We start from the raw sequence: 18,925 nt of genomic DNA, 5'->3' as shown, positions 1-18,925 counted from the left end.
GGGATGGCAGGCGCTTCGATCGCCGCTCCCGGCCCGCCTGCCGCGCACGCCCTCGGCCAGTCCGCCGCCACCGGCGTGTCCGGCCTGTCGCTGGTGCAGGAACCGCGCGCGGAAGACGCCGGTGCCACCACCGACCAGGAGCTCTACCTGGAAGTCAGCGTGAATCGCGCGACCACCGGCCGCCTGGCGCGCTTCGTCATCCGCGACGGCGCGCTGTACGCCAGCGCTGCCACCCTGCGCGAACTCGGACTGCGCTGGTCAGGCAGTGCGGACAGCAGCGGGCTGGTCGCGGTGGCCGAACTGCCGGGCGTGCAGGCGGAATACGATGCCGCCACGCAAACCATCGCGCTGCTCGTACCCGTGGCCATGCTGGACCGCGAGACCGAGCGCGTAGGCTTCGTGCAACCGGACAGGCCGCGCGTGGACCCGGCCACACGTGCACCGGGCGTGATCTTCAACTACGACCTCTATGGCCAGCGCGCGGAGCACTACGGCACGCTGACCGGCTTCAGCGAACTGCGCGTGTTCGGGCTGGGACCGGGCGTGTGGAGCAACACCCTGTCCACCCGCTTCAACACCGGCGACGCCGCCACCGTCGAGCGCACCCGCAGCGTACGGCTGGACACGTACTGGCAGCTGGACCTGCCCGACACGATGGTGTCGTTGACGGTGGGCGACAGCATCACCGGCGCACTGGACTGGACCCGCGCCACCCGCATCGGCGGCGTGCGGCTGGCACGCAACTTCACCCTGCAGCCCTATCGCATCACCACGCCGCTGGCCTCGTTCGCCGGCGAAGCGGTGCTGCCTTCCACCGTCGACCTGTACATCGACGGACTGCGGCAGTCCACGCAGGACGTGCAGCCGGGCCGCTTCCAGATCGACAGCGTGCCTTCGCTCAATGGTGCCGGGCAGGCGCAGCTGGTCATCACCGACATCAACGGGCAGAGCCGCGTCGTGGGCTTTTCCATGTATGGCTCGCCCGAACTGCTGCAGGCGGGCCTGTCCGACTGGTCGCTGGACCTGGGCGTGACGCGGCGCGAATACGGCCTGCGTTCGTTCGAGTACGGCGACGATCCCCTCTTCAGTGCCACCGGCCGCTATGGCCTGACCGATCGCATCACCCTGGAAGGCCACGCCGAAGGCAGCCGCGGTATCGCGCAGGCCGGCATCGGGGGCGTGATGCGCCTGGGCGAACGCGGCGGCGTGGTCAATGCTTCGCTGGCGGGCAGTCGCGGCAACGACCTGGCCGGCCATCAGTACGGACTGGGTTATCAGTGGAATTCGCGCGTGCTGAGCGTGTCGCTGAACACCTTGCGGCGCAGCGCGGAGTTCCGCGATGTCGCCAGCCTGCTGGAACAGGCCGACCTGCCGCGCCGCACCGACCAGGCGTTCATCGGCGTCAGCACCTCGCTGGGGCAATGGGGAATGAGCTACATCACCCAGGATTACCCCGTGGTCGGGCTGAGCCGATATGCCAGCCTCAACTGGTCGCGTTCCTTGCCCGGCAATTCACTGCTCAGCCTGAGCGTGAACCGCGACCTGGAAAACGATACGGGCAACAGCGCCTTCCTTTACTGGTCGATGCCACTGGACCGCATGACCAGCGTGTCGGCATCGCTGCGCCATACCGACAATGCCGACAGCCTGACGCTGGAAGCCAACCGCGCCGTCCCCAGCGATCTGGGCGGCTGGGGCTGGCGCGCGCAGGCCACCGTCGGCGACACGCGCAGCGGCCAGGCGCAGGTCAGCCAGCTGGGCCGTTACGGCCAGTGGACAGCGGGCCTGGACCATCAGCGCGGAACCGGCAACATCGATTCGTCCACCGTCGCCTACGCAAGCGCCAATGGTGGACTGGTCTGGATGCAGGGGCACACCTATGCCATGCGCCGCGTCGACGATGCCTTCGCGCTGGTGGATACCAGCGGCATACCCGGCGTGCCGGTGCGGCTGGAAAACCGCGTGGTCGGCCAGACCGACGACAACGGCCTGCTGCTCATCAATCGCCTGAATGCCTGGCAGCGCAACCAGCTTTCCATCGACCCCATGGACCTGCCCGCCGACATGCAACTGGGCAGCACGCAGATGGAGGCCGTGCCGGAAAGCCGCAGCGGCATGCTGGCGCGATTCGCGATGCGGCGCTCGCTGTCGGTGCAGTTGGCGGTGAAGAGCGTCGACGGCCAATGGCTGCCCGTAGGCAGTACCGCATGGATGGAATCGGCCGATGGCAACCGCGTTGCGACCACCATCGTGGGCCACGATGGGATGGTGTACCTGCAGGATCCGCCCGAGGGCGCCCGTCTGCGCGTGCGCCACAAGGGGAATGAGTGCATGGCGCCACTGCCGGCCCTGCCGGCGCGCGAAGGCCGCTTGGATCTTGGGGAGTTGAAGTGCCAATGACATCGAATCCGTCCCCCGCTGCTACCGGCATGGCGGCCTCGTGGCCGCGGACGTGCGCCTGGCTGGGGCTGCTGGTGCTGCTGGCCTGCCTGTGCCTGCTGCCGACGACCGCCCGTGCGCAGAGCTGCTGGGTATCCGGCGCGGCCACGCTCAATTTCGGCACGGTCACCGCGGCCGGCAACACCGATGCGCAGACCAACATCGCGCTCAACTGCCAGGCCAGCTTCAACGCACCGTTCGGACTGGCGGCGCGCTTCCGCGTCTGCGTGTTCGTGGGCGAAGGCAATCCCACCGGCATGGCGCCGCGGCGGATGACCAACTACAACGGCGCCTTCATGAATTACGACCTGTACTCCAATGCCGCGCGCACGCAGCTGATAGGCCCGCTGGGCAGCACCTATCCGCTCTACAGCCTGGCGTTCGACGTGCAGGAAAGCCGCACCTACCTGGCGCAGGTACCGCTGTACGGGCGCGTCCCCGCCGGGCAGAACCTGCCCGCGGCCTTTCCGTTCCAGGGGTTTCCCGCCAACGCCATCGTCCGTTACAGCTACGGCTATCTGATAACACCCTCGGAGGCGGACTGCCGCAATGGCGTGGCCGGGTTCGGGGGTGGCGCCGGTGATGCCGCTTTCGGCTGGTCGGGGGTCTATGCCACCTTCGCCAATACCTGCCGCGTGGTCGTGGCCACCGATCTGGACTTCGGCAGCGCGGGCACCCTGAGCGCCAACCGCGACCAGACATCGACCATCCAGCTGCAATGCCCCAACGGCACGGCCTGGCGGGTCAACCTGGACAACGGCGTCAATGCGGCGGGCAATAGCCGGCGCATGGCGTCCGGCGCCAACCGCATCACCTATGAGCTGTACCGGGACGCCGCGCGCCAGAACCGATGGGGCAATGCCACCAACAACGGCATCAACGGCACCGGCACCAATGCGGCGCAGTCGCTGACGGTGTACGGGCGGGTGCCCGCCCAGGGCAACGTGCCCGGCGGCACCTATTCGGACACCATCACGGTCACCCTGACCTACTGAAGCCCCGGGCCGCGCCGCCCCCTCCTGCGCGACCGGGGTCACAGTTCGCGTCTCCCGGCACCCGCCGGGGCTCAATTCTTCCCGTTACCGGCCGAAAGCCTGACCAGAGCACGTTCGTCATGAGGACGGCGTGGGTACAGGAGTCAGGCCATGCGTTTCCGTCCCTTGATGCTGCCCCTGGGCGCCTTGGCGCTGCTGGCGATGGCATCCGCTTCGCCGGCCGACGCCAATGGCCAGAACCGGCAAGCGGAACTGCGCATCAGCCTGACGGTCGTGGACAGCTGCGACATCGCGCTGTCCGCCCAGCCGGCCGGACAGTCCGATGCCGCCCAGGTCGATTGCAGCGCCTTCATGCCGCACCAGCTGGCGGTGACGCCGTGGACGCCGTCCAACGCACGACCTGCAGATGCAATGCCCGACCCCACCCTGCAGGCCTTCCCGCACGAGCGTGACGCCCGCCTGTTCCCGGCGGAAGCGGCGCCGTTCCCCGCCGACCCGCGTACGGACCAGATCCGCATCGCGACGATCACCTTCTGATCGTTTCCCATGGCCGTGGCAGCCCGCCGCTTGCCCACCCTCGCCTGCCTGGTGCTGCTGTGGCTGGGCTGCGCCACCACGGCGGCGACCGGCCTGCGCACCTCGCCCAGCTGGCTCACCCTGGGCGCCGGACAGAAGAGTGCCGAACTGAGCATCAGCAACACCGGTGACCAGCCCCTGCACGCGCAGGTGCGGCTTTACCGCTGGACCCAGCATGAGGGCCAGGAAAAACTCACGCCCACGCGCGACATGGCCGTCAGTCCCCCGATCATGGAAATCGCCCCCCGCCAGCGGCAGGTGGTGCGGCTGATCCGCCTGGGCGATGACGCCACGCCGCAGGAAGGCAGTTACCGCATCCTGATCGACCAGCTGCCCCGGCCGGGCGTCACCGGCCAGCAGACCGTGCTGCGCTACTCGGCGCCGGTGTTCGTGGCCCCCGCCGCGCCCGGCGCCCCCCGCCTGAGCGCCTCGCTGTCCCGCGAAGACCGGCGCACCCTGCTGCGGGTGGACAACCATGGCAGCACCCATGCCCGGCTGGCCGATCTGGGGTATCGCGATGCCGACGGCCGCCGCGTGGCGGTGGCCGACCGCCTGGCCGGCTACGTGCTGCCCGGCCAGTACAAGACCTGGGCGTTACCCGAACGGCCGGGCGGGTATGCGGACGGCGAGTTCGTCGCCAAGGTGAACCAGGACCGCACCGAACGCCCCCTGCCGGCCGCCCAGGCCCGGTAGGTTTGCGGCAGAACCCCCGGGCCCGCTATACTCCGCAGGCTTTGCCCGGGCGGTTGCCCGTCCAACGCGGCCCACGTCGGGCCACACCGACGAATCCACACCTGCTGCCCCAACCCGTGCCGGGGTGCCCTTCGCTGAAGGGTTCGGAAACGGAAGCCGCAGGGAGGCCCAACCCCGGAACCCCGCCCTCACCGGCGCCGTCCCCCATTGAACCGGACGGTGGGTTCCCCATCGATGGAGTTAATGCAATGCCCCAAGTCACCATGCGCCAGATGCTGGAAGCCGGCGTCCATTTCGGCCACCAGACCCGCTACTGGAACCCCAAGATGGCACCGTACATCTTCGGTGCCCGCGGCAAGATCCACATCATCAACCTCGAGAAGACCGTTCCGCTGTTCAACGACGCGATGAACTTCATCTCGGGCGTCGCGCAGAAGCGCGGCACCATCCTGTTCCTGGGCACCAAGCGCAGTGCGCGCGAGGCCGTGAAGGAAGAAGCCGAGCGTTGCGGCATGCCGTTCATGACCCAGCGCTGGCTGGGCGGCACGCTGACCAACTTCGCCACCGTGAAGAAGTCGGTCGCCCGCCTGAAGGAACTGGAAGCCGCCGAAACCGACGGCACGTTCGAGAAGCTGGTCAAGCACGAAGTGCTGGGCCTGCGCCGCGAGCGCGAGAAGCTGCTGGCCTCGCTGGGCGGCATCAAGGAAATGAACCGCCTGCCGGACGCGCTGTTCGTCATCGACATCGGCCATGAAGACATCGCCATCAAGGAAGCCAAGAAGCTCGGCATCCCGGTGATCGCGGTGGTCGACTCCAATTACGACCCGGCCCTGGTCGACTACGCCATCCCCGGCAACGACGACGCCATCCGCGCCGTGCAGCTGTATGCACGTGCCGCTGCCGACGCCGTGCTGGAAGGCAAGGCCGCCCAGCCGAACGCTGCCACCGTGCGCGAGGAAGAGTTCGTCGAAGGTGCGGAAGGCGACGCCAAGGGCGCCCGTCGCGCGCCGGCCAAGAAGGCCGCCGCCAAGAAGTCCGACGACGCCGCTGCCGCCGAGTAATCCGGCTGCAATGCAGCCGCGCCAAAGTGCGCGGCTGCTCATGTTCATCCCTTCTCCCATCGGGAGAAGGTGCCCGCAGGGCGGATGAGGGTACGGCAGGCACGTTGGCGCTGAAGGCGTCGCGACCCGCCGGACCTTCACCCCAACCCCTCTTCCGACGGAGAGGGGCTTTGCCAATCTAAATTGAGGTAATCCCGTGGAAATCACCGCTTCCCTGGTCAAGGAACTGCGCGAGCGCACCGGCGCCGGCATGATGGAGTGCAAGAAGGCGCTCACCGAGAACAACGGCGACATCGACGTCTCCGCCGAGTGGCTGCGCAAGCAGGGCCTGGCCAAGGCCGACAAGAAGGCCGACCGCGTCGCCGCCGAAGGCCGCATCGCGGTCGCGCAGGACGGCGGCAAGGCCGTGCTGGTCGAGATCAACTCCGAAACCGACTTCGTCGCCAAGGACACCAACTTCCTGGCGTTCGCCGATGCCGTGGCCCAGGCTGCGCTGGCTTCGGGCGCCACCGACGTCGACGCTCTGAAGGCCGCCAAGCTGGCCTCGGGCGAGACCGTCGAGGAATCCCGTGCCGCCGCCATCGCCAAGCTGGGCGAGAACATCCTGATCCGTCGCCTGGTGCGCGTGGACAGCGCCAACAACGTCGCGGCCTACGTGCACGGCGGCAAGATCGGCGTGCTGGTCGAAGTGAAGGGCGGCGACGCCGAGCTGGCGCGTGGCCTGGCCATGCACGTGGCCGCCATGAACCCCCCGCACATCAAGGCCGCCGACGTGCCGGCCGAGTTCGTGGCGAAGGAAAAGGAAATCGAACTGGCCAAGATGTCCGACAAGGACAAGAACAAGCCGGCCGACATCCTGGAAAAGATCATCAGCGGCAAGATCGCCAAGATCGTCAACGAAGTCACCCTGTACGGCCAGCCGTACGTGCTGGACACCAACCAGACGGTGGAAGCCGTGCTGAAGACCGCCGGCGGCGACGTCGTCAGCATGCAGCGCCTGGCTGTTGGCGAAGGCATCGAGAAGGTGGTGGAAGACTACGCCGCCGAAGTGATGAAGCAGGCTGGCCTGGCGTAAGCCACCGTCCGTTTCGTTGCACAGGGAAAGCCGCGGGAAACCGCGGCTTTTTCCGTTCTGATGCCTGCGGGCCCTTCGCGCCGCGCCCGCTAAAGTTTGCCGGATCGGGGCCGAAACTGGGTACAAAGGTGACATTCCGTCGCCTTCTGCTGGCATGCTGCATGCCCTTACCTGTGTAGTGCCGCATTCGCGATGCGTTCCGACCTTGAAGCCCTGTTGCTGAATTGCCGAAACCTGCCTAGCCCGCCGGGCGTCGCGCTGCGCATCATCGAACTGGCACAGGACCCCGACGTGGTGATGGCCACCGCCGCCGACACGATCGGCCTGGATGCCGCCCTCAGCGCGCGCATGCTGCGCATCGCCAACTCGCCGCTGTACGCCAGCCGGCGCCGGGTGGACAACCTCAGCCAGGCGCTGACGCTGCTGGGACTCAACGCGACGCTGACCCTGGCGCTGGGGTTCTCGCTGGCCCAGGGGCCGCGCGGTGGCCACCATCCCGCGGCGCAGGAACGCGTGTGGCGCCGCAGCGTGATCGCCGCGCTCGCCAGCCGCCTGCTCGGCCAGCGGGTCGGCCTGCGCAAGCTGGAAGAACTGATGCTGGCCGGCCTGCTGCAGGACATCGGCATGCTGGCCCTGCTGCAGGTACACCCCGACGACTACGCCGTGCTGCTGGCCCGCCATGCCGACGACCGCGCCGGCCTGCGGGAGGCCGAACGCGAGCGCTTCGGCAGCGACCATGCCGCCGTCGGCGACTGGATGGCGCGGCACTGGAACCTGCCGGCGCTGCTGCAGACGGCCATCTCCGAGAGCGAATCGGATGCATCCAGCCACCCGTTCCACGCCTGCGTGGCGGTTTCCGGCCTGGTCGCCGACATCTGGCTTGCCGCCGATCCCGCGGCAACGCACGCCGCACATCAACGCGCTGCGGCCGAATCCGCCGCGCGACTGGGACTGGACGAGCTGGCCTTCGTCGGCGTGATCGAGCAGATGGCCACCATGCTTCCCGAGATCTGCGCCCTGTTCGATATCCCTGTCAGCGCGCCGGCCCGCATCGAAGCCCTGCTGGACCAGGCGCGCGAACTGCTGGTGGTGCGCAACCTGCGCGAGATCCAGGATGCGGCGCGCGCGCGCAAGGACGCCGACGAATCGGAGAGCCGCGCCCGTCGCCTGGCCGAGGAAGTGCGCCGCGACCCGCTGACCGGCGTCTACAACCGCGGGCAGCTGGAAACCGTGCTGGAAAAGGAGTTCGAGACGGCGACCCGCCACGGCTGGCCGTTGTCGATCGCCTTCATCGACCTGGACGATTTCAAGCAGGTCAACGACCGCTGGGGGCACCTGGTCGGCGACGAAGTGCTGCGCACCTTCGCGCAGGCGCTGGTGAGGCATGTGCGCAGCAGCGACATCGTGGCGCGCTATGGCGGTGAGGAATTCCTGATCGTGCTGCCCGGCATCGGCGAAGACGCCGCTGCCCACGTCGTGCGCCGCATCCTGGCCGACGTGTCCGGGCTCGCCATGGCGCATCCTGCGGGCGCACCGCTGTACATCACTTTCTCGGCCGGCCTCGCCACGCAAGGCACGCTGGACCAGTACCAGGACGTGGACGACCTGCTGCGCGCGGCCGACGAGGCGCTCTACGGCGCCAAGCGCGAGGGCCGCAACCGTGTCGCGGTCGGCGCGACGATGGGCGGCTGACGCGCGACCGCCGCCCTGCGTCAGGGCCTCGGCTGCAGCGCGACCTCTTCGTAGGGCTGCACCACCACCCAACCCTCGCCGGCGAAGCGCAGCTGGATACTTTCACCCGACCCACGCCCCAGCAGCGTACCGAGCGATACGTCGGTGATGATTTCCGGCGACAGTCCGCCCGACCAGGCGACGGTGGCATTCGGATCGGTGAAGACGGGGCCGGTCTGCGCATTGACGGGCAAGGTCAGCGGTTCGTAGTGGGAGGTGATGGCCACGATGCCATGGCCACTCAGCCGCACGTTGAACAGGCCGCCGGACAGCATGCCGGCCACCTTGCGCATCATGGTGATGCGGCTCTCGATGCCCGATTCCACCGCCAGCACATCGTTGCCGTTGACGAAGATCGATTCGCCCGCGAGGCGCAGCAGGGTGATCTTCTTGCCGGCATCGGCCAGGTAGACGCGTCCCTGCCCCTCGATCTTCATCAGCTGCATGCCTTCGCCGCTGACGGCCTTCTTCAGCAGGTTGCCGAGTCCCTGTTCCAGCACGCCCTGGCGGGTGAACTTGACGCTGCCCTTGCGCGCGACCATCGCGCCGGCCTTGGCCCAGACCAGGCCGTTCAGCCGGACTTCCAGCAGATGCGGGCTTTCCAGTTCGAAAGCATCGGCACTGGCATCCTTCTCTTTCGAGGACGCGAGGAATTCCTGCAGGGTACGCACGCTCATGGGGCTTCCTTGATCATGATGGAACGGGAGCGCCATCATACGGCGGACTCCCGGCCGGCCCCGCCCATGCCCCGCATCCTCCGCCTGTCGCACACGCTGGGCGACGCTCCCCATGAACCCGTGCCCGCCGACCGCCTGCTGGCCGGCACGCCGCTGCAGGCGGTGGCCAATGCCTACTCCGATGCGGGCAACCGCTTCCACTGTGGCGTCTGGGAGGGTGGCGTCGGCCACTGGCGCGTGCAGTACACGGAACACGAGTTCTGCCACCTGTTGAGCGGCCGCGTGCGCCTGCGTGGCGATGACGGCGAGGAAACGCTGCTGGTGGCCGGCGACAGCTTCGTGGTGCCCGCGGGTTTCAGCGGTACCTGGGAAGTGCTGGAAACCGCCCGCAAGCTCTACGCGATCTACGAACCGGGCGACTGACGGGGCGCGCTCGGCTAGAATTGCCCTGGTTGCCCCCACGCCGAGAATCCCATGCCCGCACCCCTCGCTTATCGCCGCATCCTGCTCAAACTGTCCGGCGAAGCGCTGATGGGGGCCGAAGACTACGGCATCGATCCGGTGGTGATCGGCCGCATCGCGCGCGAGATCATCGAGGCGCGCGAAGCCGGCGCCGAGGTGGGCCTGGTCATCGGCGGCGGCAACATCTTCCGCGGCGCGGGCCTGGCGGCAGGCGGCATGGACCGCGTGACCGGCGACCAGATGGGCATGCTGGCCACCGTCATCAACGCGCTGGCCATGCAGGACGCGCTGGAAAAACTTGGCGCCAAGTGCCGCGTGATGAGCGCGCTGAAGATCAACGACGTGTGCGAGGACTACATCCGCCGCCGCGCCATCCGCCACCTGGAAAAGGGCCGCATCGCGATCTTCGCCGCCGGTACCGGCAATCCTTTCTTCACCACCGACTCGGGCGCCGCGCTGCGCGCCATCGAGATCGGCGCTGACCTGCTGTTGAAGGCCACCAAGGTGGATGGCGTCTACGACAAGGACCCCAGCAAGCACGCCGACGCCAAGCGCTTCGACCAGCTGACCTACGACGAAGTCCTCGCCCGCGACCTGCAGGTGATGGACACCGCCGCCTTCGCCCTGTGCCGCGACAGCGACGTGCCGCTGCGCATCTACGACCTGTCCGTGCCCGGCAACCTGATGCGAATCCTGCGCGGGGAGCACGTCGGCACACTGGTGAAGGGCCGGGGTTGAGCCACATCGACTGGCGCGCCGTCCGCGGATCCGCCCGCGACGGTCGCCGGCCTGATGCCTCGCTGTAATAGTGTCCGCGCCGCACCGACGGCACGCTGACGCCATGGGACACGGACACGGCGCACACCATCACCCGCACGGCTCGGCGACGCGCGCCTTCGCGCTGGTCACGCTGATCAACCTGGCCTATACGGCACTGGAAGCGGGTTACGGCTTCTACACCAATTCACTGGCTTTGCTGTCCGATGCCCTGCACAACCTGGGCGATGTGCTCGGGCTTGGCCTGGCCTGGGCCGCCGCCTCGCTGGCGCGGCGCCCCCCGAGCGGCCGCCACACCTATGGCTGGCGGCGCGCGACCCTGCTGTCGCCGCTGGCAAACGCCATCCTGCTGATGGTGTTCTCCGGCGCCCTGGGCTGGGAGGCCGTGCGCCGGTTCAGTGCTCCGCCTGCCATTCCCGCCACGCCGGTCATCGTGGTCGCGGCACTGGGCATCGTGGTCAACCTGGGCGCGGCGTGGCTGGTCAAGGACGGCCATGCGCATGACCTGAACAAGCGCGGCGCCTTCCTGCACCTGATGGCGGATGCGGCCGTGTCGCTGGCAGCGGTGCTTGCCGGCATCGGCATGGCCGTGTTCGGCTGGGCCTGGCTGGACCCGGCGACCGCACTGCTGATCGGTGTGGTGATCGCGGTGGGCACGTTCGGCCTGCTGCGCGACAGCTTCAATGCCGCCATGGACGCGGTGCCCTCCGGTATCGACCAGGCGGCGGTCGCGGCGTTCCTGGGTGCCCAGCCGGGCGTCACCGCCGTGCACCACCTGCACATCTGGCCCTTGGGCGCAGGCGAAATCGCCCTGACCGCGCATCTGGTCCGTCCCCGCGGGGACGACAACGATGCGTTCATCGATACCACCCTCCATGCACTCGACCACCGGTTCGGCATCAACCACGCCACCCTGCAGATCGAGCGCGGCGGCTCCTGCCAGCACGATCTGCACGATGCCGCGCCGCATCATTCGCACTGAACGCCGCCGGGACGGTCGGCAACGGCGGCGAATCGCCCTATAATCGGTCGTTTACAGGCTTTGCAATGGAATCCGCGATGCTCAACGACATCAAGAAAGACGCACAGGCGCGCATGGCCAAGAGCATCGACGCGCTGCGCCACACGCTGGTCAAGGTCCGCACCGGCCGTGCATCCACGGCGCTCGTCGAACACCTGAAGGTCAACTACTACGGCTCCGACATGCCGCTGTCGCAGGTTGCAACCGTCGCCGTCTCCGATGCGCGCTCCCTGACGATCACCCCGTGGGAGAAGCAGATGGTGGGTGCGGTCGAGAAGGCCATCCTGGCTTCCGACCTGGGCCTGACACCGAACACCGCGGGCACCACGATCCGCCTCAACCTGCCCGCCCTGACCGAGGAGCGCCGCAAGGAGCTGTCCAAGGTCGTGCATTCGGAAGGCGAAGACGCCAAGGTCGCCATCCGCAACATCCGCCGTGACGCCAACCAGCAGATCAAGGATCTGCTGAAGGACAAGCAGATCACCGAGGATGAAGAGCGCCGGACCGAGGAAGAGATCCAGAAGCTCACCGACAAGTCCATCAAGGACGTCGATGACGTGGTCAAGGCCAAGGAACAGGAACTGATGGCGGTCTGAAGACTGCCATGTCCATTGCTGCCTCCCCGCCCGTGCCCCACCACCTGGCCGTCATCATGGACGGCAACGGGCGCTGGGCCGAGCGTCGCCGCCGTCCACGCGCCATCGGCCATCGTGCCGGCGCGCGTGCGGTCAACGTCTGCATCGACTTCTGCCTGGAACGCGGCGTCCAGGCGCTGACACTGTTCGCGTTCTCCAGCGAGAACTGGGGCCGGCCGGAAGAGGAAGTCGGCGCGCTGATGAAGCTGTTCCTCGGCGCCCTGGACCGTGAAGTCGAAGAACTCCATCGCCGTGGCGTGCGCGTGCGTTTCATCGGCGAACGCGAACGCTTCGCCGCCGACATCCGCCAGCGCATGCAGGTCGCGGAATCGCTGACCGCCGGCAACACGCGCCTGCACCTCAACGTTGCCGCCAGCTACGGTGGCCGGCAGGACATCGCGCAGGCCGCGCGCGCGCTGGCCGCCGATGTCGCGGCCGGGCGGCTGAAGCCGGAGGACATCGACGAAGCCGCTCTGGGGGCGCGCATCTCGCTGGCCGACCTGCCGGCGCCGGACCTGTTCATCCGCACCGGCGGCGACCATCGCGTCAGCAATTTCCTGCTGTGGCAACTGGCGTACACCGAACTCTGGTTTACCGACGTGCTGTGGCCCGACCTGGATGCACCCCTGCTGCAGCGTGCGCTGGACGACTATGCGCAACGCGAACGCCGCTTCGGCCTGACCAGTGCCCAGGTGGCCGGTGGCGCCACGGAGAAACTCCCCGCATGAGCAATCCCAGCGCGACCAAGGTCCGCGTCATCGCCGCCCTGGTGATGGCCCCGTTCGCCATCGGCGCCATCCTGCTGCTGCCCACGTCATGGCTGGCCATGCTGGCCGCGCTGGTCTTCCTGGTGGGCCTGTGGGAATGGTTCAAGCTGGCGGAGATCGACGACACCCTGCAACGCACGGTGCTGCTGACCACCAACCTGCTGCTGATGGTGCTGCTGGTGTGGGCCTCGCAGGGGTCGCCCGACCTGGTGCCATTGCGGCTGGTGTCGCTGCTGGGCGTGGTGTGGTGGCTGCTGGCGCTGTTTTGGCTGGGCCGCTTCTCCTTTGCCTCGAACCATGAGACCTGGGCGCGCGTGTTCAAGCTGGCCGCCGGGACCCTGGCCGTCGTGCCGGCGTGGTGCGCGCTGGGGCTGATCCACGCGAGCCAGCCGAACGGGCATGTGTGGCTGTTCGTCGCGTTGGCCATCGTCTGGGCAGCGGACAGCGGGGCGTATTTCGCCGGCCGTCATTTCGGCGGCAGGTGGTTCGGCACCCGCAAGCTGGCCCCGCGCATCAGCCCGAACAAGACGATCGAGGGCCTGCTGGGCGGCCTGGCCGCCGGCATGCTGGTCGCCGTCGCCGGCGCGCTGATCGCCGGCGCCGGCGCGGCGCAGCTGCCGGCCGTGCTGCTGGTGGCCGTGTTCACCGTGCTGTTCTCGGTAGTGGGCGACCTGTTCGAGAGCCTGCTGAAACGGCACGTGGGCGCCAAGGATTCCGGCGACCTGATCCCGGGCCACGGTGGCGTGCTGGACCGGCTGGATGGTGTGCTCGCCGCGCTGCCGGTGTTCGCGCTGGGCAAGGAACTGTTCGGGTTCTGACATGGCCGAACAGGCATTACGCAACGTAGCGGTGCTGGGCGCCACGGGCTCGATCGGGGCGTCCGCGCTGGACGTCATCGCCCGCCACCCCGACCGCTATCGGGCCAGCGTGCTGGCCGCCGGCCGCAATGTCGACGCGCTGGTGGCCCTGTGCGTCGCGCATCGACCCGCGCACGCCGTGATTGCGGACCCGGCACTGTTCGCCGCGCTGCGCGACGGACTCGCCGGCGCCGGCCTGTCGACCCAACCCCATGCAGGCGATGCACCACTGGACCAGCTGGTCGCCAGCGACGCCTGCGATACCGTGGTGGCCGCGATCGTCGGCGCCGCCGGTCTGTCCTCGACCTTGGCGGCCGCGCGCGCGGGCAAGCGCCTGCTGCTGGCCAACAAGGAATCGCTGGTACTGGCCGGTGAACTGCTGACCACCGCCGCCGATGCCGCGGGGGCCGAGATCATCCCCATCGACAGCGAACACAACGCCATCTTCCAGTGCCTGCGTTCACGCCGGGCTCAGGCGGATGTGCGGCGCATCGTGCTGACGGCCTCGGGCGGTCCCTTCCGTGGGCGCACGCGGGCCGAATTGACCGCGGTGACCCGCGAACAGGCCGTCGCGCACCCCAAGTGGTCGATGGGCCCGAAGATCTCGGTCGACTCGGCCACGCTGATGAACAAGGGCCTGGAACTGATCGAAGCGCACCATCTCTTCGACGTCTCGCGCGAACGCCTTGACGTGCTGGTGCACCCGCAGAGCCTGGTGCACTCGCTGGTGGAGTTCGTGGACGGCTCCACGCTGGCCCAGCTGGGACTTCCCGACATGCGCACCTCGCTGGCGGTCGGTCTGGGTTGGCCCGACCGCATCGCGTCGGGGGTCGGTGGGCTGGACCTGCTGGCGCATCCGAAACTGGAGTTCGAGGCGCCGGATACCGACGCATTCCCCTGCCTGCGCCTGGCGTGGCACGCGATGGAGGCCGGCGGCACCGCCCCGGCGGTGCTGAATGCGGCCAATGAAGTGGCGGTTTCAGCCTTTCTTCAGGGCGAAATCGGTTTCCTATCCATTCCCGCGCTGGTCGAAGCCTCCCTGGCGGCGTTGCCCGCAACGCCCGCCGATTCACTGGAGGCGTTGCTGGCCGCCGATGCGCAGGCCCGACGTGTCACCGAACACAACCTTGCAGGCCACACACCATGAGCACGCACAACCATGAGTGACCTGCTGGGCTCGATCTGGTGGATGATCGTGGCCTTGGGCGTGCTGGTCACCTTCCATGAGTTCGGCCACTTCTGGGTGGCGCGCCGCTGCGGCGTGAAGGTGCTGCGTTTTTCGGTCGGCTTCGGCAAGCCGTTCTGGTCGCGCCGCGATCGCCATGGCACCGAGTTCGCCCTCGCCGCGATCCCGCTGGGCGGCTACGTGAAGATGCTGGACGAAGCCGAGGGCAACGTCCCCGCCTCGCAACTGGACCAGGCCTTCAACCGCAAGCCGGTCTGGCAGCGCATCGCCGTGGTCGCCGCCGGCCCCATCGCCAACCTCGTCCTGTGCGTGGCCCTGCTGTGGGCCATGTTCGTCATCGGCAAGCAGGACTTTTCCGCGACGCTGGGCAACGTGGACGGTATCGCCGCCGACGCCGGCTTCGAACGTGGCGATCGGCTGCTGGCGATCGGTGACCGTCCTGTCGGTACGTGGACGGAAGCCTCCATGGTGCTGACCAAGGCCGCCATCGACGGTGCCGACGTGCCGGTTCGCGTCGAGAAGGCCAACGGGGATACCCAGAGCCGCGTCCTGCCGCTGTCGCGGCTGCCGGTCGGCTTCGACCAGGAAAACGTCGCCTCCCTGACCGGGCTGGCATGGCGCCACTGGGAAGTCCCCGCGCTGGTGGGGGCTGTCAAGCCCGACGGGCCTGCCGCCGGCATCATCAAGCCCGGCGACCTGGTCACGGCCATCGACGGCCACCCGGTGAGCGACTTCGGCCAGATCCCCGATCTGGTCAAGGCGCTGGGCGAGCGCGGCGGCAGCGCCATGGTGGAAGTCGACCGCGCTGGCGAGCGCCTCGCGCTGGAGCTGACCCCCCGCTCCATGCGCAATCCCGAAACCGGCGCGTCCTACTGGGGCCTGGGCCTGGAGTCGCCGAAAACCCGGGAACTCCCCCCTTACGACGCGACCCAGCAGTACGGTCCCTTGGCCGCGATACCGGCGGCCTTCCGCGAAACCCGCAACCTGGCCACCGATTCGCTGGGCATGATGCGTCGCATGCTGACCGGCGACGCGTCGCTGAAGAACATTTCCGGCCCCATCACCATCGCGCGGACGGCCAACGTCACCGCCCAGCGGGGCGCGGACTGGTTCCTCTACTTCCTGGCCCTGCTGTCCCTCAGCCTGGCCATCATCAACCTGCTGCCCATCCCCGTCTTGGACGGCGGGCACCTGCTGTATTACCTTATCGAGTTGGTCAAAGGCAGCCCGTTGAGTGAACGCACCATGGCAACAGGGCAATATGTGGGTCTGGCCCTGCTGGCCGGCCTGATGGGCCTGGCGTTCTACAACGACATTCTCCGTCTGGTGACTTGATGCCTTTGAACTTTTTCATGCCGGCCCGCTCCAAAACGGCCTGCTTTCCATCAGCAAGCCTTACGCCAGCCCTTTCCCGGCAAACCCCTGCCTTGCAGGAACGACCCCAATCGGATGTGATGATGACGCGACTGCCCTCCCGCCGCCTGCTTGCCCTCGCCCTGGCCTCGGCCATCGCCATGCCGGCACTCGCGCAGACGACGGAGCCGGCCCCGGCCCCCGCCGCGGCCGCACCGCTCAGCAACGAGGCGTTCACCGCCACCGACATCCGCATCGACGGCCTGCAGCGCATTTCCGCCGGCACCGTGCTGACCTACCTGCCGATCGAGCGGGGCGACACCGTCACCCAGAGCACCGTCGTGGAGTCGATCCGCGCGCTGTACAAGACCGGCTTCTTCGAGGACGTGAAGCTCGACCGCCAGGGCAGCATCCTGGTGGTGACGGTCACCGAGCGCCCGGCCATCAACAAGCTGACGCTGACCGGCAACAAGGACATCAAGACCGATGACCTGCTGAAAGGCCTGAAGGACATCGGCCTGGCCGAAGGCGAGACCTTCGACCGCCTCAGCCTGGACCGCGTCACCCAGGAACTGACCCGCCAGTACAACAACCGCGGCAAGTACAACGTCGAGATCACGCCCACGGTCAGCCAGCTGGACCGCAACCGCGTCGACGTGACCATCGCGGTGAAGGAAGGCAAGGCCGCCAAGATCCGCCACGTCAACGTGGTGGGCGCCGAGAAGTTCCCCACCGAGGACATCCTGGAAGGCTGGGAATCCAAGGAGACCAGCTGGCTGTCCTGGTACCGCCGCGATGACCAGTACTCGAAGGAAAAGCTGTCCGGCGACATCGAGCGCCTGAACTCCTTCTACCTCGACCGCGGCTACGTGGACTTCGCCATCGACTCCACCCAGGTGTCGATCAGCCCCGACAAGCGCGACATGTTCATCACCGCGGGCATCACCGAAGGCGAGATCTACAAGATCTCCGACGTGAAGGTCAGCGGCGACACGGTGCTGCCGAAGGAAGAGATCGAGAAGCTGGTCATCGTGAAGAAGGACCAGACCTTCTCGCGCGTGCTGCTGGAGCTGACCTCCGATGCCATCACCGCCACGCTGGGCAACATCGGCCATGCCTTCGCGCAGGTGAACCCCATCCCGACCATCGACCGCGAGAACCGCACGGTGGCGATCAACCTGCAGGTGGTGCCCGGTCCGCGCGTCAACGTGCGCCGCATCGTCTTCAAGGGCAACACGCGCACGTCGGACGAAGTGCTGCGCCGCGAGATGCGCCAGTTCGAAGGCAGCTGGTTCTCGCAGGCGGCCGTCGACCGCTCCAAGATCCGCCTCAACCGGCTGGGCTACTTCGAGACGGTGGACGTGGAAACGCCCGCCGTGCCCGGCACCAGCGACCAGGTGGACGTGGTCTTCAACGTCAAGGAAACCACCTCCGGCAGCTTCGTGTTCGGCCTGGGTTATTCGCAGCTGTCCGGCCTGACCACCTCGATCCAGCTGTCGCAGAACAACTTCCTGGGCGGCGGCAACCGCGTCTCGGTCGAAGCCCAGCGCAGCGACTACCTGCAGCGTTACTCGTTCTCCTTCACCAATCCGTTCTTCACCGACGAAGGCATGTCGCTGGGCTACAACCTGTGGTGGCGCGAGTTCGACTATTCGGACTTCAACACCGCGCAGTACTCCACCACCAGCGCCGCGGCGCAGGGCGTGCTGGGCCTGCCGATCACCGAGAACGACACCGTGTCGCTGCTGTTCGGCATCGACAGCAACGAGATCCTGACCTTCCCCGGCTCCACGCCGCAGTCGATCATCGACTACATCGATGCCGTCGGCCAGCGCACCTTCCACGCCTGGCGCGCGGAACTGGGCTGGGCGCGCGACACGCGCAACCACTTCTTCATGCCCACCGGCGGCATGTACCAGCGCGTGTCGGCGGAAGTCGCCCTGCCCGGCTCGACGGTCGAGTACTACAAGCTCAACTACGAGTTCTCCAAGTACTGGTCGCTGAGCCCGGCGTTCGTGCTCAATACGCGCGCCGAAATCGGTTACGGCGACAGCTACGGCTCTGACCAGGTCCGCTATATCTGCCGCGCCAACGGTTCGGACCCGATGATCCCGGGCCAGACCTATCCGGCGACCGGCGGCAGCAACCCGACCTGCGCGGACGGCGGGACGATCGACCGCACCCTGACCGCCACCGGCCTGCCCTTCTTCGAGAACTTCTACGCCGGCGGCGTGCGTTCCGTGCGTGGTTTCCGCGACAACACGCTGGGCCCGCGCTCGGAGATCATCGGCGGTTACGAAGGCCAGCCGCTGGGTGGTTCGCTGAAGACCACCGGATCGGTCGAGCTGATCTTCCCGAAGCTGTTCGATTCCAACGCGGCGCGCGTGTCGGCCTTCTTCGACTTCGGCAACGTGTTCGACGGCGTGGACAACTTCGATGCCGGCGAGCTGCGTGCCTCCACGGGCGTGGCGCTGCTGTGGCGCGCACCGGTGGGCCCGATCTCGATCAGCTACGCCTTCCCGATCAAGAAGGAAGACGGCGACGAAATCGAACGCCTGCAGTTCACCTTCGGCGGCGCGTTCTGATCCCGTCCGAAAGGGCGTGACACGATACGGGGGGC

Annotated in this window: 17 protein-coding genes; 16 read left to right on the top strand and 1 reads right to left on the bottom strand. The window is 67.8% G+C overall.

The window, feature by feature from the left end:
• Nucleotides 1-3: 3 nt before the first annotated feature.
• The 7 genes from OVA13_RS01050 to OVA13_RS01020 all read left to right on the top strand — a co-directional run bounded on the left by OVA13_RS01050 (nt 4) and on the right by OVA13_RS01020 (nt 8,531).
• Nucleotides 4-2,400, top strand: a complete 2,397-nt coding sequence (locus OVA13_RS01050) for a fimbria/pilus outer membrane usher protein (protein WP_267791998.1) — start codon at nt 4-6, stop codon at nt 2,398-2,400.
• Nucleotides 2,397-3,434, top strand: coding sequence for a Csu type fimbrial protein (locus OVA13_RS01045; protein ID WP_267791997.1), 1,038 nt, complete (start codon nt 2,397-2,399; stop codon nt 3,432-3,434). Before OVA13_RS01050 ends, OVA13_RS01045 begins: the two co-directional genes overlap by 4 nt.
• Before the next feature lie 150 nt (nt 3,435-3,584).
• Nucleotides 3,585-3,971, top strand: a complete 387-nt coding sequence (locus OVA13_RS01040) for a hypothetical protein (protein ID WP_267791996.1) — start codon at nt 3,585-3,587, stop codon at nt 3,969-3,971.
• A gap of 9 nt (nt 3,972-3,980) precedes the next feature.
• Nucleotides 3,981-4,703, top strand: coding sequence for a fimbrial biogenesis chaperone (locus OVA13_RS01035; RefSeq protein WP_267791995.1), 723 nt, complete (start codon nt 3,981-3,983; stop codon nt 4,701-4,703).
• 248 nt (nt 4,704-4,951) lie between these two features.
• Nucleotides 4,952-5,764, top strand: coding sequence for a 30S ribosomal protein S2 (gene rpsB, locus OVA13_RS01030; RefSeq protein WP_267791994.1), 813 nt, complete (start codon nt 4,952-4,954; stop codon nt 5,762-5,764).
• Nucleotides 5,765-5,960: 196 nt separating this feature from the next.
• Nucleotides 5,961-6,839, top strand: coding sequence for a translation elongation factor Ts (gene tsf, locus OVA13_RS01025; protein ID WP_267791993.1), 879 nt, complete (start codon nt 5,961-5,963; stop codon nt 6,837-6,839).
• Nucleotides 6,840-7,031: 192 nt separating this feature from the next.
• The gene (locus OVA13_RS01020) at nt 7,032-8,531 is read left to right on the top strand and encodes a GGDEF domain-containing protein (RefSeq protein ID WP_267791992.1); all 1,500 of its coding nucleotides are present in this window, start codon (nt 7,032-7,034) and stop codon (nt 8,529-8,531) included.
• A gap of 20 nt (nt 8,532-8,551) precedes the next feature.
• Here the strand turns inward: OVA13_RS01020 and OVA13_RS01015 are convergent, their stop codons facing one another.
• Nucleotides 8,552-9,247, bottom strand: a complete 696-nt coding sequence (locus OVA13_RS01015; protein WP_267791991.1) for an AIM24 family protein — start codon at nt 9,245-9,247, stop codon at nt 8,552-8,554.
• Nucleotides 9,248-9,313: 66 nt separating this feature from the next.
• On the opposite strand from OVA13_RS01015, the gene OVA13_RS01010 reads away from it, so the two are divergent.
• The 9 genes from OVA13_RS01010 to bamA all read left to right on the top strand — a co-directional run bounded on the left by OVA13_RS01010 (nt 9,314) and on the right by bamA (nt 18,890).
• A complete protein-coding gene (locus OVA13_RS01010) occupies nt 9,314-9,670 on the top strand; it encodes a cupin domain-containing protein (protein WP_267791990.1) in 357 nt (118 codons plus the stop codon).
• 51 nt (nt 9,671-9,721) lie between these two features.
• Nucleotides 9,722-10,447: a UMP kinase gene (pyrH, locus tag OVA13_RS01005; RefSeq protein ID WP_267791989.1), complete on the top strand. Its 726-nt coding sequence runs from the start codon at nt 9,722-9,724 to the stop codon at nt 10,445-10,447.
• Nucleotides 10,448-10,550: 103 nt separating this feature from the next.
• Entirely contained in the window at nt 10,551-11,468 is a 918-nt protein-coding gene (locus OVA13_RS01000; protein ID WP_267791988.1) for a cation diffusion facilitator family transporter, read from the top strand.
• A 77-nt stretch (nt 11,469-11,545) separates the two neighbouring features.
• Nucleotides 11,546-12,103 (top strand): ribosome recycling factor, encoded by a 558-nt coding sequence (gene frr, locus OVA13_RS00995; RefSeq protein WP_267793589.1) that lies wholly within the window; start codon nt 11,546-11,548, stop codon nt 12,101-12,103.
• Nucleotides 12,104-12,111: 8 nt separating this feature from the next.
• Nucleotides 12,112-12,870 carry a polyprenyl diphosphate synthase gene (gene uppS / locus OVA13_RS00990; RefSeq protein WP_267791987.1) on the top strand — a complete coding sequence of 253 codons (759 nt, stop codon included), beginning with the start codon at nt 12,112-12,114 and terminating at the stop codon, nt 12,868-12,870.
• Nucleotides 12,867-13,727, top strand: a complete 861-nt coding sequence (locus tag OVA13_RS00985) for a phosphatidate cytidylyltransferase (RefSeq protein ID WP_267791986.1) — start codon at nt 12,867-12,869, stop codon at nt 13,725-13,727. The genes uppS and OVA13_RS00985 overlap by 4 nt, the downstream gene beginning before the upstream one ends.
• 1 nt (nt 13,728) lies before the next feature.
• Entirely contained in the window at nt 13,729-14,913 is a 1,185-nt protein-coding gene (dxr, locus tag OVA13_RS00980; RefSeq protein ID WP_267791985.1) for a 1-deoxy-D-xylulose-5-phosphate reductoisomerase, read from the top strand.
• Nucleotides 14,914-14,925: 12 nt separating this feature from the next.
• A complete protein-coding gene (gene rseP, locus OVA13_RS00975; protein ID WP_267791984.1) occupies nt 14,926-16,287 on the top strand; it encodes an RIP metalloprotease RseP in 1,362 nt (453 codons plus the stop codon).
• A gap of 122 nt (nt 16,288-16,409) precedes the next feature.
• Nucleotides 16,410-18,890: an outer membrane protein assembly factor BamA gene (gene bamA / locus OVA13_RS00970; protein ID WP_267791983.1), complete on the top strand. Its 2,481-nt coding sequence runs from the start codon at nt 16,410-16,412 to the stop codon at nt 18,888-18,890.
• The last annotated feature ends 35 nt before the right edge of the window (nt 18,891-18,925 follow it).

This window comes from Pseudoxanthomonas sp. SL93 (genome assembly GCF_026625825.1).
GTDB lineage: Bacteria > Pseudomonadota > Gammaproteobacteria > Xanthomonadales > Xanthomonadaceae > Pseudoxanthomonas_A.
This window is presented reverse-complemented; position numbering and strand designations above follow the sequence as displayed.